The 15,247-nt window shown below is 74.9% G+C and carries 11 protein-coding genes; 10 read left to right on the top strand and 1 reads right to left on the bottom strand.

Going from position 1 to position 15,247, the window contains the following annotated elements:
- Nucleotides 1–52: 52 nt before the first annotated feature.
- From JOE68_RS26705 to JOE68_RS26680, 6 genes are read left to right on the top strand one after another with little or no spacing between them, the layout of a single operon-like run.
- Nucleotides 53–313 carry an acyl carrier protein gene (locus tag JOE68_RS26705; RefSeq protein ID WP_204845104.1) on the top strand — a complete coding sequence of 87 codons (261 nt, stop codon included), beginning with the start codon at nucleotides 53–55 and terminating at the stop codon, nucleotides 311–313.
- A complete protein-coding gene (locus tag JOE68_RS26700) occupies nucleotides 310–1,515 on the top strand; it encodes a class-II aminoacyl-tRNA synthetase family protein (RefSeq protein ID WP_204845102.1) in 1,206 nt (401 codons plus the stop codon). Before JOE68_RS26705 ends, JOE68_RS26700 begins: the two co-directional genes overlap by 4 nt.
- The gene (locus JOE68_RS26695) at nucleotides 1,515–4,130 is read left to right on the top strand and encodes a condensation domain-containing protein (protein WP_204845100.1); all 2,616 of its coding nucleotides are present in this window, start codon (nucleotides 1,515–1,517) and stop codon (nucleotides 4,128–4,130) included. The genes JOE68_RS26700 and JOE68_RS26695 overlap by 1 nt, the downstream gene beginning before the upstream one ends.
- A 20-nt stretch (nucleotides 4,131–4,150) precedes the next feature.
- A complete protein-coding gene (locus JOE68_RS26690) occupies nucleotides 4,151–5,371 on the top strand; it encodes a threonine synthase (protein WP_204845098.1) in 1,221 nt (406 codons plus the stop codon).
- On the top strand, nucleotides 5,368–6,507 hold the full coding sequence (locus JOE68_RS26685; RefSeq protein WP_204845097.1) for an acyl-CoA dehydrogenase family protein: 1,140 nt from the start codon (nucleotides 5,368–5,370) through the stop codon (nucleotides 6,505–6,507). Before JOE68_RS26690 ends, JOE68_RS26685 begins: the two co-directional genes overlap by 4 nt.
- A complete protein-coding gene (locus tag JOE68_RS26680; protein WP_204845095.1) occupies nucleotides 6,504–7,793 on the top strand; it encodes a condensation domain-containing protein in 1,290 nt (429 codons plus the stop codon). Before JOE68_RS26685 ends, JOE68_RS26680 begins: the two co-directional genes overlap by 4 nt.
- A gap of 8 nt (nucleotides 7,794–7,801) precedes the next feature.
- On the opposite strand, the gene JOE68_RS26675 is transcribed toward JOE68_RS26680, so the two are convergent.
- A complete protein-coding gene (locus JOE68_RS26675) occupies nucleotides 7,802–9,547 on the bottom strand; it encodes a carbamoyltransferase family protein (protein WP_204845093.1) in 1,746 nt (581 codons plus the stop codon).
- 217 nt (nucleotides 9,548–9,764) lie between these two features.
- Between JOE68_RS26675 and JOE68_RS26670 the strand changes: the two genes are divergently transcribed.
- From JOE68_RS26670 to JOE68_RS26655, 4 genes are all read left to right on the top strand, one after another.
- Entirely contained in the window at nucleotides 9,765–10,022 is a 258-nt protein-coding gene (locus tag JOE68_RS26670) for a phosphopantetheine-binding protein (RefSeq protein WP_204845091.1), read from the top strand.
- A gap of 22 nt (nucleotides 10,023–10,044) precedes the next feature.
- Nucleotides 10,045–11,037 (top strand): 2,3-diaminopropionate biosynthesis protein SbnB, encoded by a 993-nt coding sequence (gene sbnB / locus JOE68_RS26665; RefSeq protein ID WP_204845089.1) that lies wholly within the window; start codon nucleotides 10,045–10,047, stop codon nucleotides 11,035–11,037.
- Between the two features lie 174 nt (nucleotides 11,038–11,211).
- On the top strand, nucleotides 11,212–12,963 hold the full coding sequence (locus JOE68_RS26660; RefSeq protein WP_204845088.1) for an ABC transporter ATP-binding protein: 1,752 nt from the start codon (nucleotides 11,212–11,214) through the stop codon (nucleotides 12,961–12,963).
- Complete coding sequence (locus JOE68_RS26655; RefSeq protein ID WP_204845086.1) at nucleotides 12,960–14,708, top strand: ABC transporter ATP-binding protein; 1,749 nt, start codon at nucleotides 12,960–12,962, stop codon at nucleotides 14,706–14,708. Before JOE68_RS26660 ends, JOE68_RS26655 begins: the two co-directional genes overlap by 4 nt.
- The last annotated feature ends 539 nt before the right edge of the window (nucleotides 14,709–15,247 follow it).

Genomic DNA, 15,247 nt, shown 5'->3' with positions numbered 1-15,247 from the left:
CACCGACCCGACCGAACACCGACCAGACCGACCGCCGACGGGGAGCACCGCAGTGACCGACTCGACCGACACGCCCACGACCGGTGACGCCCGCGCGCGCATCCGGGCCTTCCTCGTCCCGCACATGAGCGGCCAGGCGATCGCCGACACCGACGACTACTTCGCCCTCGGCTACGTCAACTCGCTGTTCGCGATGCAGCTCGCGGTGTTCGTGCAGGAGGAGTTCGGGATCGTGCTCAAGCCCGAGCACATGGACTTCGACAACTTCCGCACCGTCGACGGGCTGGTGCGACTGGTGGGCACCGCGGCATGAGCGCCGCCGCCGGGGTGGGCACGACGATCCCGCTCGACCCGCCGGTGCCCGCCGCGCTGGCCGAGGAGGTGGGGCGCAGGCTGCTGTTCGTCTCCCCCGGGATCACCGGCTACCGCCTGGACACCGCCAAGGACGGCGACCTGCGCGGGGTGACGCTGTACTCCGACGCCCCGCTGGACGCCGACGCCGTCGCCGGGAAGCTCAACCGCCTGCTGGACAGCGACGTCCGCCCGCAGCCGCCCAACCCGGCGGCCGTGGTGTGGGCGTCGCGGCGCCGGCGCGCCGCGACGCCGGTGTTCCCGGCGCTGGCCGAGGCGGGCGCGGTCACCGAGGCGGGCGAGGGCCAGGTCGCGGTCGGCGAGCCGCTGCTGTCGCTGCTGGAGTTCTTCGACCGCCTGGTGCTCGACGTGCTCGCCGAGGACTTCGCGGCCACCGCCTACCGCTACCCGACGCTGATCCGCGCCGGCGCGCTGGCCAAGGCGGGCTACTTCACCAGCTTCCCGCACCACCTCATGCTGGTCACCCGGCTGCGCAACGACGTCGACGTCTACCGGGAGTTCCACCGCGCCTACGGCGCGGGCCTGGACCCCGGTGTGCTGGCGCTGGGCGGCAACGTGGACTACTGCCTGCCCCCGACGATGTGCTACCACACCTTCCACCAGCACGAGGGCCGCACGCTCGGCCCGGGTCTGCACGTGGTCACCGCGCGGGGCAAGTCGTTCCGGTTCGAGGCCGGGTACGCCACGACGCTGGAACGGCTGTGGGACTTCACGATCCGGGAGGTCGTGTTCCTCGGCCCCCGCGACGACGTGCTCGCCGCCCGGGAGGCGTTCATGGGCCGGGTGTTCGCCGCGCTGGACGACCTGGGGCTCGGCGGGACGTGCGAGACGGGCAACGACCCGTTCTTCGGCGGCGCGGACACCCCGGGCCGGATCTGGTCCCAGCGGCTGCTGGGCCTCAAGTACGAGCTGCGGCTGCCGGTCGCCCCCGACCGGGACGTCGCCGTGGCCTCGTTCAACTTCCACGACGACCTGTTCGGCAAGGCGTTCGACATCGGCGCGGGCGAGCCGCGGGAGGCCGTGCGCAGCGGTTGCGCCGGCTTCGGCCTGGAGCGGCTGACCTACGCCTTCCTCTGCCAGTACGGCCTGGACCGGGCGCGGTGGCCCGAGCGGGTGCGGGCCGGGCTGCGGGAGGCGCGCTGATGGCGGGCCGGGAACCCGCCGACGACCGGCAGCGGCTGCTGCGCGCGGTGTTCGCCGAGACGCTGGGCGTGGCCGAGGTCGGCGTCGACGACTCGTTCTTTGAGCTGGGCGGGCACTCGCTGCTGGCCACCCGGCTGATCGCCCGGGTGCGCGCCGCGCTGGGCGTGGACATCGGGCTGCGCGCGGTGTTCGAGGCGCCCACCGTCGCCCGGCTGTCCGAGCGCTTGGCCGAGGGCGGGGAGCGGCGCCCGCCGCTGGTCCCGGCCGCCCGGCCGGACGCGGTGCCGCTGTCGGCCGCGCAGGCACGGCTGTGGTTCCTCAACCGGCTGCACGGCGACGCCGCGCACTACAACATGCCGATCGCCCACCGGCTGACCGGCCCGCTGGACACCGCGGCCCTCGCCGCCGCGCTGCGGGACCTGGTGGCCAGGCACGAGGTGCTGCGCACCGCGTACCCGGACTGGGACGGCGTCGCCCAGCAGGTCGTGCTGGAGCCCGACGAGGCGCCGGTCGAACCGGCCGTCGAGCCCGTGAGCGGGGCCGGGCTGGCCGCGGCGCTGACCGAGGCGGCCGGGTACCCGTTCGACCTCACCGAGGAGACGCCGTTGCGCGCGCGGCTGCTGCGGCTGGCCGACGACGACCACGTGCTGCTGCTCGTGGTGCACCACATCGCCTGCGACGGCTGGTCGCTGGCCCCGCTGCTGCGCGACCTCGGCGCCGCCTACGCCGCGCGGCGGGCCGGCGCGGCCCCGGACTGGGAACCGCTGCCGGTGCAGTACGCCGACTACGCCCTGTGGCAGCACGAGGTCCTCGGCCGGGCCGACGACCCGGACAGCGTGCTCAGCCGCCAGAGCCGGTTCTGGCGCGGCGAGCTGGCCGGGATGCCCGAGCGGCTGCGCCTGGACTGCCTGCGCGAGCGCCCGCCGGTGCTGTCCCACCGGGGCGGCCGGGTGGACGGGGTCATCCCCGGCGAGGTGCACGCGGCGCTGGTCCGGCTGGCCAAGGAGACCGGCGCCAGCGTGTTCATGCTCGCCCAGGCCGCGCTGGCGACCGCGCTGACCCTGGCGGGGGCGGGCACGGACATCGCCATCGGCATCCCGTCGGCGGGCCGGTCCGACGCCGCGCTGGACGACCTGGTGGGCTTCTTCGTCACCACGCTGGTGCTGCGCACCCGCACCGACGGCGACCCCTCGTTCACCGAGCTGGTCAACCGCGTGCGCACCACCGACCTGGCCGCCTTCGCCAACCAGGACGTGCCGTTCGACCACCTGGTGCAGGTGGTGAACCCGGTCCGCTCGCCCGCGTGGCACCCGCTCGTCCAGGTGGTGCTGGCCTACCAGAACACCGCGCCCGCCGAGCTGGCGATGCCCGGCCTCGTGGTGGCCCCGGTGCCGGTCGAGGAGCACATCACCCGCTTCGACCTGCGCTTCGAGCTGGTCGAACGCCCGGTCGGCGCGGGCGCCGGGATCGCCGTCGGCCTGACCTACGCGCTCGACCTGGTCACCCGGGCCGACGCCGCGGCCCTGCTCGACCGGTTCACCGACCTCGTCGCCGCCGCGGCGGCGCGGCCCGACCTGCCGATCAGCGCCCTGGGCGCGGGCGCGCGGCGGGTGGCCGGGCTGCCGCCGCCGGTGGCGGCGGCGAAGACCAGGGGGCGGGCGGCGTTCGTCTTCTCCCCCTACGGCCAGCAGTGGGTGGGCATGGGTCGCACGATGTTCCGCACCGAGCCCGTGTTCCGGGCCGCGCTGGAGCAGTGCGCGTCCGCCCTGGCCGAGCACACCGGGTGGTCCCTCGTGGACGAGTTGTTCCTCGACGAGCCCGCCGCCCGCACCGACGACGTCGGGGTGATGCAGCCGGTGGTGTTCGCCGTGCAGGTCGGCATCGCGCGCTGGTTGGAGGCGCACGGGGTGCGGCCGTCCTCGGTGGTCGGGCACAGCGTCGGCGAGATCGCGGCCTGCGCGGTCGCGGGCGTCCTCGACCTGCCCGACGCGGTCCGCCTCGTCCACCACTACAGCGACCAGCAGCGCCGGGTCGCCGGTCCCGGGCACGGCATGGCCGTCGCCGAGCTGTCCGCCGACGACCTGCGCGCCCGCCTGCCGGCCGGCAGCCCCCTCGGCGTCGCCGCGCACAACGGCCCGCGCACCACCGTGCTGGCCGGGCCCGCCGCCGAGCTGGCCGAGCTGGTCGCGGCGCTGCGGGCCGACGACGTGCTGTGCGCGATGGTCCGCGTGGACCTGGCCGCGCACAGCGCCGCCATCGACCCGATCATGGACGACCTGGTGCGCGCCGTCGGGCCGCTGCGGCCGAAGCCGGGCCGGGTGCCGGTGGTCTCGTCGGTCACCGGCGCCGAACTGGACTGGCGCGCCGCGGACGCGGCGTACTTCGCCAGGAACCTGCGCCAGACCGTGCGGCTGTCCGAGGCGGTGGCCCGCCTGCTGCCCGACCACGACGTGCTGGTGGAGGTCAGCGCCCACCCGGTGCTGGCGCCCGCGCTGCTGCAGTGCGCGGCGGGCACGCCGGTCGACGTGGTCGCCACCATGCGCAACGGCGACGACGACAGCGCGGGCCCGCGGGCGGCGCTGGCCGCGCTGACCGACCGAGGACGAGCGAGCTGAAGCGAGAGGCCAGGGCACCGATGCAGACCACGACCGACCCGCGCACCCCCGCGAGCGGGCCGACCACGTTCCACTTGCGGTGCGTGCGCTGCGACTGGCGGACCGGACCCCGCTTCCTGCTGCGCTGCCCGTCCTGCTCGGGCGCGCTGGAACCGGTGCTCGACCTGACCGGGGCCGCACCGCGCGAGCACCACCGGCCCGAGCTGGCCTACCTGGACTTCCTCCCGGTCGACGCGGCCGACCTGCCCGACGCGGCGCTGAGCGTCGCGACCCCGTGCAGGCCCGCGCCCCGGCTGGGCGAGGCCATCGGCGTGCCGGGCCTGTGGGTCAAGGACGAGTCGCGCCAGCCGACGGGCACCACCAAGGACCGCTTCGCCGCGGTCGTGCTCGCGGTGTTCCGGCGCTTCGGCATCACCGAGTGGGTGGCCTCCAGCACCGGCAACAGCTCCACCGCGCTCGCCCGCGCCGTCAGCGGCGACGCCACGATGCGCGCGCACTTCTTCTGCGGCGCCGACTTCCTCGGCGACCAGCGCTTCTCCCCCGGCGAGCGGGTCTCGCTCACCTGCGTCGACGGCTGCTACGCCACGGCCAGCGCGGTCGCGGTGCGCTTCGCCGGGGACCGCGGCCTGACGTGGGAGGGCGGGTTCTTCAACTGGGCCAGGCGCGAGGGCCTGAAGCTGACCTACCTGGAAGCCTACGACGCGATGCGCGCGGCCGGGACCGCCCCGGGCGTCGTCGTCCAGGCGATCAGCAGCGGGATGGGGGTCGTGGCCGCGCACAAGGGCACCGAGGAGTACCTGGCCCTGGGCAGGCTGCCCGCGCGCCCCCGGTTCCTGATGGCCCAGCAGGACACCTGCGCGCCGATGGCCCGGGCGTGGGCCGAGGGCCGCGCCGAGCTGACCGACGCCGACGTGGTGGCCGACCCCCGCGGGCTGGCCAGGGCGATCCTGCTCGGCGACGGCCGCGCGACCTACCCGTACCTGCACGGGATCGCCCGCGCCGGCGGCGGCGCCATCGTCGCCGTGCCGCAGGACGAGCTGGTCACCGCCAAGGCGATGCTCGCCGAGCTGGAGGGCCTGGACGTCTGCCACTCGTCGGCGGCCACCGTCGCCGCGCTGCGCGCCGAGGCCGCGGCCGGCCGGCTCGACCCCGACGAGGTGGCCCTCGCCGTCCTCACCGGACGCGACTTCACCGGACCCGACTTCACCGGACCCGACACCACCGCAGGAGGATCGGCATGACCCCCGGGCACCTCACACCCGCCCAGACCGAGCGGGGCGAGGAGTTCCGCGCCTTCGCCGACCGGGAGCTGGCCCCGCACGCCGCCCGGTTCGACGCCGAGCAGGCCATCTCCCGCGAGTCGATCGCCGCGCTGGCCGAGCACGGCTACCTGGGCTCGGCGGTGCCCGCCGAGCACGGCGGCGGCGGGCTGGGCATGGTCGCCTACGGCCTGCTCGCCGAGGAGATCGGCCGGGCGTGCCAGTCGGTGCGCAACTTCGTCGCCGTCGAGGACATGGTGATCCACTCGCTGCTGCGGTGGGGCTCCGACGCGCACCGGGAGCGCTGGCTCGGGCCGCTGCTGGGCGGCGCCGCGGTCGCCGCGTTCGCGCTGACCGAGCCGACCGCGGGCAGCGACGCGGGCGCGGTGAAGACCACCGCGCGCCCCGACGGGGGCGGCTACCGCATCGACGGCGCGAAGAAGTGGATCAGCTTCGCGCAGATCGCCGACGTGTTCCTGGTCTTCGCCGACCTCGGCGGCAAGCACACCGCGTTCCTGGTCGAGCGCGACACCCCGGGCCTGTCCGTCGCGCCCGTCACCGGGCTGCTGGGCCTGCGCGGCTCGCTGCTCGGCGACATCACCCTCGACGGCTGCGCCGTGCCGGGCGACGGCATCGTGGGCGGGCCGGGGCTGGGGCTGGCGTTCGTCGCCTCCGGCGCGCTGGACCTCGGCCGCTACAGCACCGCGTGCGGCGCCGTCGGCCTGGCCGAGGCGTGCCTGCGGGCCTGCGCGACCTACGCGGGCGAGCGCACCCAGCACGGCACCGAGATCCGCAACCACCAGCTGGTCCAGGCGGTGCTGGCCGACCTGGTCACCGACACCACCGCGGCCCGGCTGCTCTGCCACCGGGCGGGCCTGAGCCGGGAGCGGGGCTCGGTGGAGGCGGTCAACCACACGCTGATGGCCAAGTACCGCGCCTCCACCGTGGCGGTGCGGGCCGCTTCGGACGCCGTCCAGCTGCACGGGGCGAACGGGGTCGGGGAGGGCGCGGTGCAGCGGCACTACCGCGACGCCAAGGTGCTGGAGATCATCGAGGGCACCACGCAGATCCAGCAGGTCCTGCTCGGGCAGTACGCGGCCAGGGTGGGCGCGCGATGAGCGCCCCGCGCAGCGCGCCCGCCACCCACGGCCAGCTGTCGGTCGTGCGGTCCCTGGCGGCGCACGGGCCCGCCGGGCGGGGCGTGGCCAACCTGGTCAGCGCCTGGGAGATCCCGCCCGGCCCGGACGTCGCCCAGGTGATGGACGCCTGGCTGCGGCTGGTCGCCGCGCACGAGTCGCTGCGCACGACCCTGCACGCCACCGACGACGGCGGGCTGGAGCAGCGGGTGCACCCCTTCAGCCCCGCGCCCCTGCCCGTGGTGGAGTCGACCGACGGCTCCCCGGAGGCCGCCCTGCGGATCGCCGCCGAGCTGGCCGCCGCGCCGATCGACGTCGAGCGGGAGCAGCCCTGGCGCGCGGTGGTGGCCGTCGAGCAGGGCGACCCGGTGCACCTGGTGGCCGTGGTGCACCACGCCGCCGCGGACAACGACGCCCTGCGCGTCCTGGCGGCGCAGTTCCTCGCCGCGCTCGACGGCGCGGAGGTCACCGCGGACGCGCAGCCCGCCGAGCTGGCCGAGCACCAGCGGGCGAAGACCGACCGGCGGGCGCTGGCGCACTGGACCGGGGCGTGGCCCGCGCTGGAGGCCGCCGACCGCGAACCCGGCGACCGCAGCCCCCGCCGCCGCGCCTCGCTCTACAGCCCGGCCGCGCTCGCCGCGACCACCGCGCTCTCCGAGCGGCTGCGGGTCTCCCCGCAGTCGATCCTGCTCGCGGTCGGCGCGCTCGCCCTCGCCCGGCACGAACGGCGTGACCGGGTGACGTTCGCGCTGATGGCGGCCAACCGGCTCGACCGGCGCTGGGCCGGGATGGTCGCCTCGCTCAACCAGTACAGCCCGGTGACGATCGCCGTCGACGGGGACCTGCCCCCCGACGAGTACCTGACCCGTGTGTACCCGCAGTGCCTGACGGCCTACCTGCACGGCTCCTACGACGTCGACGCGCTGACCGCCGCCCTGGCCGAGGCGGGCTCGCCCGACCCGGACCCCACGGCGTTCGCCAAGCACTTCAACTTCCTCGGCGCGGTCGACGCCGAACCCGACGCCGCGTCCCCGCTGCGCACCTCCGTCGCCTGGCGCGGGTCGGCGCAGCGCACCGGGCCCAACCTGCACCTGGCGGTCGCGGTCGGCAGCGGCTTGCTGATCGGGGTCGGGGCCAGCGAGGACTACCTGCCCGGCGCGCTGCCCGCCACCGTGGCGGCGGGCGTGGAAGCGGGGCTGATCCGGCTCGCCGGCGGGCAGGCCCGCACCGTGGCCGATCTCGACCTGACCCCGGTGCGGCCCCTGTGAACCCGCGCTCAGCCCCGACCGGACGGGCTCACCCGGAAGCCCTCGATGTAGAGGCGGTCCAGCGACATCCGGGCGAACCCGGCCACCGCCGTCCCCGGGGCGGCGATGATCGGCTGGTCCTTGACGTTGAACGAGGTGTTGATGACGCAGCCGAGGCCGGTGCGCTCCTTGACCCGGGTCAGCAGCGTCCAGAAGGGCTCGTTGTCCTCCTTGCGCACGACCTGCACGCGCGCCGTGCCGTCGAGGTGCACCGCGCCGTCGACGCGGGACTCCTGGCCGGGGCGGACCCGGGCGGTGCAGAGCATGTACCGCGCCGGGTCGACCGGGTCGTTCTCGAACACCTCGGCGTAGTCCTCGGCGAGGATGGCCGGGGCGAACGGGCGGAACCCCTCGCGCAGCTTGACCACGTGGTTGAGCCGGGCCTTGATGTCGACCCCGTTGGGCAGCGCCAGGATCGAGCGGTTGCCCAGCGCCCGCGGCCCGAACTCCATCCGGCCGGCGAACCAGGCGATCATCCGGTCGGCGGCCAGGTCGTCGGCGGCGCGGTCGTAGTACTCGTCGGTGAACCCGAGGTCGTCCCACTCGACGGCCGCACCGCCGCCGCGCGCGGTGGTGAGCGCCTCCGCCACCTCGCCCCGGGAGTAGCCGGGGCCCGTGTAGGCGGTGTAGCGCCCGCGGAAGCCGCCCGCGACGTGCAGCGCCGCGCCGACCGCCGTGCCGTCGTCGCTCGCGCCGGGCGGGATGAACAGCGAGCGCAGCCCGGGGATCCGCGCGATGGACTCGTTGGCGAGGCAGTTGAGGAACGAGCCGCCGGACAGGCACAGCGCGTCGAGCCCGGTGCGGTCGAGCCAGTGCCGGGTGAAGTCGGTGAGCACGGCGGTGAACCGGGCCTGCAGCGCGGCGGCGATGTCGCCGTGGACCGGGTCGACCCCGTCCGCGGGGCGCCGCGGCGGCACGCCGAGTTCGCGCTCCAGGAACGCCATCGCCTTCGGGTAGCCCTCCGCCCCGCGCTCCAGCGCGTCGTGGGGCCAGCCCACGTGGACCCGACCGCCGTCGTGGCGCAGGAAACCCGCGAAGAACCCGGCGAAGCGCCGCGGGTCCCCGTAGGCCGACAGGCCCATCACCTTGTACTCGTCGTTGTTGAAGGTGTAGCCCAGGAAGCGGGTGAAGATGGAGTACAGCAGGCCCAGGGAGGTCTTGAGGCCCTGGCTGTGCAGCACCTCGATCCCCGACGGCGAGCAGCGCTGCACGCTGAGCGAGACGATCTCGCCCATCCCGTCGGACACGATCGACAGCGCGTCGTCGAAACCGCTGGGGTGGAAGGCCGACGCGGCGTGCGCGACGTGGTGCTCGACCGGGCGGAACCGCCGTTCCACGTCCCGCCAGCCGATCGCGGTGAGCGCGTCGACCACGGTGCGGTTGCTCAGCACGCGGTCGAAGTAGTCGGGCGTGGTGTGGAAGTAGCGGCGGAACCGGTCGTGGTCGAAGCCGTGGGCGATGAGGTCGACGTCGTCCGGCCCGATCCCGGCTTCCGCCAGGCAGAAGGCGATCGCCTCCCGGGGCAGCGCGCCCGTGCCCTTGGCCCCGGTGAACCGCTCCTCGGCCGCCGCGGCGACGATCACGCCGTCGCGCACCAGGCAGGCCGCGCTGTCCATGCCCTGGCAGATGCGGCGGTCGATCGGCTCGACGCCGGGGTGCTGCCTGAGGTGGTCCTCCTGCGCGTGCGGCAGGCCGCTCAAGCCGAGTACGATCACCGTTCCCCCTCGCGACCCGTGAACTACCGGGACGCCAGTATCCTGACGTTTCCCTTCTGCAGCAAGGGTGCGGACCCGACGAACCGGGAGGATCACCCCGGTCCACTCTTGACGGTCCACGATGGACCGGCGAAGACTGGGGCCGGGTGGACGGCGCTTCCCCGGTGTCGGAGCAGAAGGCGTCGACGGGCCGCCGGCCCGGTGAGGAGGAAGCCGAGTGCAGCCGAACCGCGTGCCGTGGCCCGCCGAGTTCGAGGAGGTGCTGGGCGCGCACCTGGTCGAGCGGCCCGCCCCCGGCGCGCTGGCGCCCGACCTCGACCTGGAGGGGGCGGGGGTCGACTCGGTCACCGTGATCGGGCTGATGGTGGACCTGGAGGACCGCTTCTCCTTCACCTTCCCCGACGAACTGCTCACCACGAACACCTTCGCCACCCCGGGGAACCTGTGGAAGGCGATCGACAGCCAGCTCCCCTGACCCGCACAGCAGAGGAAAACCCGTGGGACCCGCCTTCTCCGTCGTCTCCGCCGACACCGCGCGCGCGATCCTCGACGCCGACCACCAGGGCGTCGTCGACCTCGTCGAGCGCACCTACCTGCGCCACCACGCCGGCGGCACGGTCAACCCGCCGTCGTACTTCCTGCGGTTCCCGGAGGACCCGGCGGCGCGCATCATCGCGCTGCCCGCGGCGCTCGACGGCGATCCCGGTGTCGCCGGGCTGAAGTGGATCTCCAGCTTCCCCGGCAACCTCGACCGCGGTCTGCCGCGCGCCTCCGCCGTGCTCATCCTCAACGACCGGCGCACCGGTTTTCCCGTGGCGTGCCTGGAGGCGTCGGTGATCAGCGCGACGCGGACGGCCGCGTCGGCCGCGCTCGCCGCCAGGGCCCTGGCCGGTTCCGCTCGCCGGGTGGGCTTCATCGGCACGGGGCTGATCGCCGCGCGCATCGCCGACTTCCTCGCCGCGGTCGGTGTCGCGGCCGACCGCGTGCTGCTGCACGACCGCGACCCCGACCGCGCCGCGCGGCTGGCCCGGCGGATCGAGCGGGCCGACGTCGCGGGCACCGCCGAGCAGGCCGTCCGCGAGTCCGACCTGGTCGTGTTCGCCACCACCGCGCGCGTCCCGCACGTCACCGAGGCGGACTGGTTCTCCCACCGGCCGGTCGTGCTGCACATCTCGCTGCGCGACCTGAGCCCGCAGATCGTGCTCGGCGCCACCAACGTCGTCGACGACGTGGAGCACTGCCTGCAGGCCGACACCTCGCCGCACCTCGCCGAACAGCTGACGGGCAACCGGGACCACGTGCACGCCACCATCGCCGACGTCCTCACCGGCCGGTTCACCCCGCCCGGGGACCGCCCGGTCGTCTTCTCCCCCTTCGGCCTGGGCGTGCTCGACCTCGCGCTGGCCGAGGTCGTCCTCGACCGGGCCACCGCGGCGGGCTCGGCCACGGTCGTCCCGTCCTTCTTCAGCGGTCTGCACCCCGACCGGTGAACCGCCCCGCCCCCTCCGGCGGCCACGCCGGAGCCCTGCGCGGCCGGGCCGCCGGCCGCCGGGGAGCACCGCGTCCGATCACCCGTCCCCCGGCCGGCAGGAGCGCCACCCCCTTGCAGCACAACGACCACCACCACACCGGGGACCCAGAAGGCGGAAGGGAGGTGACCGGGAGTGGACCGGCATGAGACCGGCACGGCCGAGCCCTACCGCCCGCCGACCCCGCGCGACATCAGCGGGCCCGGCCGGTTCCTGTTCTGGCTGGTCCGCTCGCAACGGGCGCGCATCGCCGCCGGGATGGCGCTGGGCAGCTCCTGGATGATCAGCCTGGCCCTGCCGCCCTTCGTCCTCTCCCGGGCCGTCGACCGCGGGCTCATCCCCGGCGACCGGCAGGCCCTGTTCCGGTGGGCCGGCGCGCTGCTGGCCGCGTCGGTGCTCATCGCGGTCCTCGCCATCGCCCGGCACCGCACGATGACCCGGATCAGGATGGACGCCTCGTTCCGGACCGTGCGGGCGACCGTGCGGCACTCGGCCCGGCTCGGCTCGACCCTGGCCAAGCGGCTGAACAGCGGTGAGGTCACCGCGATCGGCATCAGCGACGTCCAGACCGTCGCGCAGGCGATGACGGTGACCGGGCCCGGGTTCGGGGCGGTGGTCGCGTACGCGTGCATCGCGGTGGTCATGTTCGACATCTCGGCGCTGCTCGCGGTCGTCGTGCTGGCCGGGGTCCCCCTCCTGGCCGTCTTCATCGGCCCGCTGCTGCGCCGGATCGAGCAGACCGCCACCGGGTACCGCGAACTGCAGGGGCGGCTGACCGCGCGCCTCGTGGACGTGATCGGCGGGCTGCGGGTGCTCAACGGCCTCGGCGGCAAGGACGCCCACCTCGACCGCTACCGGCAGCAGTCGCGGGAACTGGTCGAGAAGGGCTTCCAGGTCGGGCACCCGGCCAGCTGGGTCGTCGCGCTCGCCACGGGCCTGCCCGCGCTGTTCCTCGCCGTGGTCGTCTGGGTCGCCGCGCGCATGGCCGCCGCCGGGGAGATATCGATCGGCGACCTGATCGCCGTCCACGGGTACGTGGCGGTGCTGGTCGTCCCGGTCGCCTTCTTCATCGAAGGCGGTGGGGACATCGCGCGGGCGCTGGTCTCGGCGCGTCAGGTGACGCGCCTGCTCGGGATGCAGCCGGAGCACCGGGACGCCGACCCCGCCGGGGGGACCGGCCCGGCGGGGCAGGCGGCACTGGTCGAGCCGGGTTCCGGCGTGGTGGTCGAGCCCGGGAAGTTCACCGCCCTGGTGAGCGCCCGGCCCGCCGACGCGATCGCGGTGGTGGAGCGCCTCGGGCGCTTCAGCGACACCGACGCGACGTGGGGGGACGTCCGGGTGGACGGGATCGACGTCGACCTCCTGCGCGAACGGGTCCTGGTCGCCGACAACGACGCGGAGTTCTTCGCCGGCACCGTGCGCAGCGCCGTCGCGGGTCGCCGGGAACCGGACGACGCCGCGATCCGGGCGGCGTTGCGCGATTCCGTGGCGGACGACATCGTCGAGGCGTTGCCGCAGGGGCTGGACTCGGCGGTGGTGTCGGGGGCCGCCACCCTCTCGGGCGGCCAGAAGCAGCGGCTGCGGATGGCGCGGGCCCTGTACGCCGACCCGGACGTGCTGCTCGCCGTCGAGCCGACCTCGGCGGTGGACGCCCACACCGAGGCGGTGATGGCCGCCCGCCTCGCCGCCGCGCGAAGCGGTCGGACGACGGTGGTGACCACGACGTCGCCACTGGTGCTCGACACGGCGGACCGGGTCGTCCTCCTCGTGGACGGGGTGGTCGCGCGGGTCGGCAAGCACGCCGACCTGCTGGTGTCCTGCCCGGCCTACCGGGACGTGGTCTTGCGCACCGAAGGACGGGAGCAGGACGGAGTGACGAGCCGATGAGCGGTGAGCGCACCCTGCCGATCGCGACGACCGGGCAGGTCGTGGCCGCGGCCTGGGCCGAGGTCAGGGCGGCCCGGGGCGCCTTGGCCGCGCTGCTGGTGCTCAACGCGCTGGCCGCCGGCGCGGGGCTGGTCGGCCCGTGGCTGCTGGGGGGCATCGTCGACGCGGTGAAGGCGGGCGCCGGGTCCGACCTGCGCGAGGCGATCGACGTGCCCGCCCTCCTGATCGTCGTGTCCACCGTCGTCCAGGTGCTGTTCGCGCGCTGGGCGCTCCTGGTCGGCTACCGCTTCGGCGAGCGGGCGGCGGGCAACATCCGGGAGCGCTTCCTGCAGCGGGCGCTGTCCGTGCCGGCTGCCGTCGTGGACCGCGTGCCGGTCGGCGACTTCGCGGTGCGGGGCACCACCGACGCGGCGATGGTCGCGAACTCGCTGCGCCGCGCGATCCCCGAGGTGCTGATCGCCTCGGTCCAGGCGCTGTTCCTGATCGCCGCGGTGCTCGTCGTCGACCCGGTCCTCGGCCTGTGCGGGCTGGCCTCGCTGGCCGGGATCGGGATCGCGCTGCGGTGGTACCTGCGCCGCGCGCGCCCGGCCTACCTGCACGAGGCCGCCACCGGTGCCCGGTTGGCCGACGTCGTCACCAGCACCGCGAAGGGCGCGCGCACCGTGGAAGCGCTCGGCCTCCACGACGAACGGGCGCGGACGGCGGACAGCGCGATCGAGCAGGCCCGCGAAGCCCGGTTGAGGACGCTCCGGCTGCGCACGGTGCTGTTCCCGTCCCTCGACATCTCCTCCATGCTCCCGGTGGTCGCGGTGCTGCTGATCGGCGCGGCGCTCATCGAGCAGGACGCGGTCAGCCTCGGCGCCGTCATCGCGGCGACCGTCTACCTGCGGCAGCTCGTCGGCCCGCTCGACACCCTGATGACCTGGGTGGAGCAGATCCAGGGAGCGGTGGCGTCCTACGCCCGGGTCGAGGGGGTCGCGGAGATCCCGGCCGCGCGGGCGGCGACCACCACCACCGCGCGTGACGACAGGATCGTCGTCGACGACGTGCGCTTCGCCTACGACAGCGGCCGGGACGTCCTGCTCGGGGTCGACCTCACGGTGCGGCCGGGAGAACGGCTCGCGATCGTGGGCGCCTCCGGCGCGGGGAAGTCGACCCTCGGGCGGCTCATCGCCGGCGTGGACCGGCCCCGGTCCGGCTCGGTGACGGTGGGCGGCGTGCCCGTCGCCGACCTGCCCCCCGACCGCCTGCGCGAACAGGTGGTGCTGGTGACCCAGGACCACCACGTGTTCCAGGAGTCCCTGCGGGACAACCTGCTCATCGTCCTGCCCACCGCCACCGACGCCGACCTCGAGCAGGCGATGGCCGCCGTGGGCGCGAACTGGCTCCACGACCTGCCGGAAGGTCTGGACACGGTGCTCGGCGCGCAGGTCAAGCTCGACGGCGCCCAGGCGCAGCAGCTCTCCCTCGCCAGGGTGGTGCTCGCCAACCCCCACACCGTCATCCTCGACGAGGCGACGGCCCTCCTGGACCCCACGACCGCGCGGGCCACCGAGCGCTCCCTGGCCGCGGTCCTCGCCAACCGCACCGTGATCGCCATCGCCCACCGGCTCCAGACCGCGCACGACGCGGACCGCGTGGCCGTGATGGAAGCGGGCAGGCTCATCGAACTGGGGCCGCACGACGAACTGGTCGCCGCGGGTGGCGTCTACAGCGGCCTGTGGCGGTCCTGGCACGGTGGTTGACGCGGCGCCGGGGTCGACACCGCCGTCAGGGTTCAGGCGCGGCGGACCCTCGTGGTGGGTCCGCCGCGGGAGCGACCGACGGCATGATCACCCGGCTCACCGTGCCCGCCGCACGACCCGACCGCACCCTGTGCGGGACGCGGTCGTGCGGCGGGAGCGGCGGCGTGCCGGTGATCTTCATGAGGTACCGACAGCGATGGCCAGGCTGGCACGTTCCACCCGTTCAATCTTTGGTATCACTCGTTCGGCTGTCGGTTGAACAACCCATTCGCCGCTGCCCCCACACCTCTAACGTTGTCCGGTGTCAGTCCGGATCGACCTGGGGAGCGCATCACGGACAAAGCCGGAGCGGCAGCGTCGGCGGCACCCGCCGCGGCCCTGTCCCCGGCCTCCCGACAGCGGGCGCCGGAAGAACGCCGGTCGTCCCAACGCGCGGAAGTCCAGCGTGGCGGGCGCCCTTACCGGCCGATCGCCTCTCCACCCGCCGAAGCAACGCTCTGACCAGAACCGACACAGCCGACCGCTGTTCCGACGCCTGC

This window comes from Saccharothrix algeriensis, from assembly GCF_016907655.1.
Taxonomy (GTDB): Bacteria; Actinomycetota; Actinomycetes; order Mycobacteriales; family Pseudonocardiaceae; genus Actinosynnema; species Actinosynnema algeriense.
Note: the sequence above shows the minus strand (reverse complement) of the source record. Positions and strands in the feature narration are given on the sequence as shown.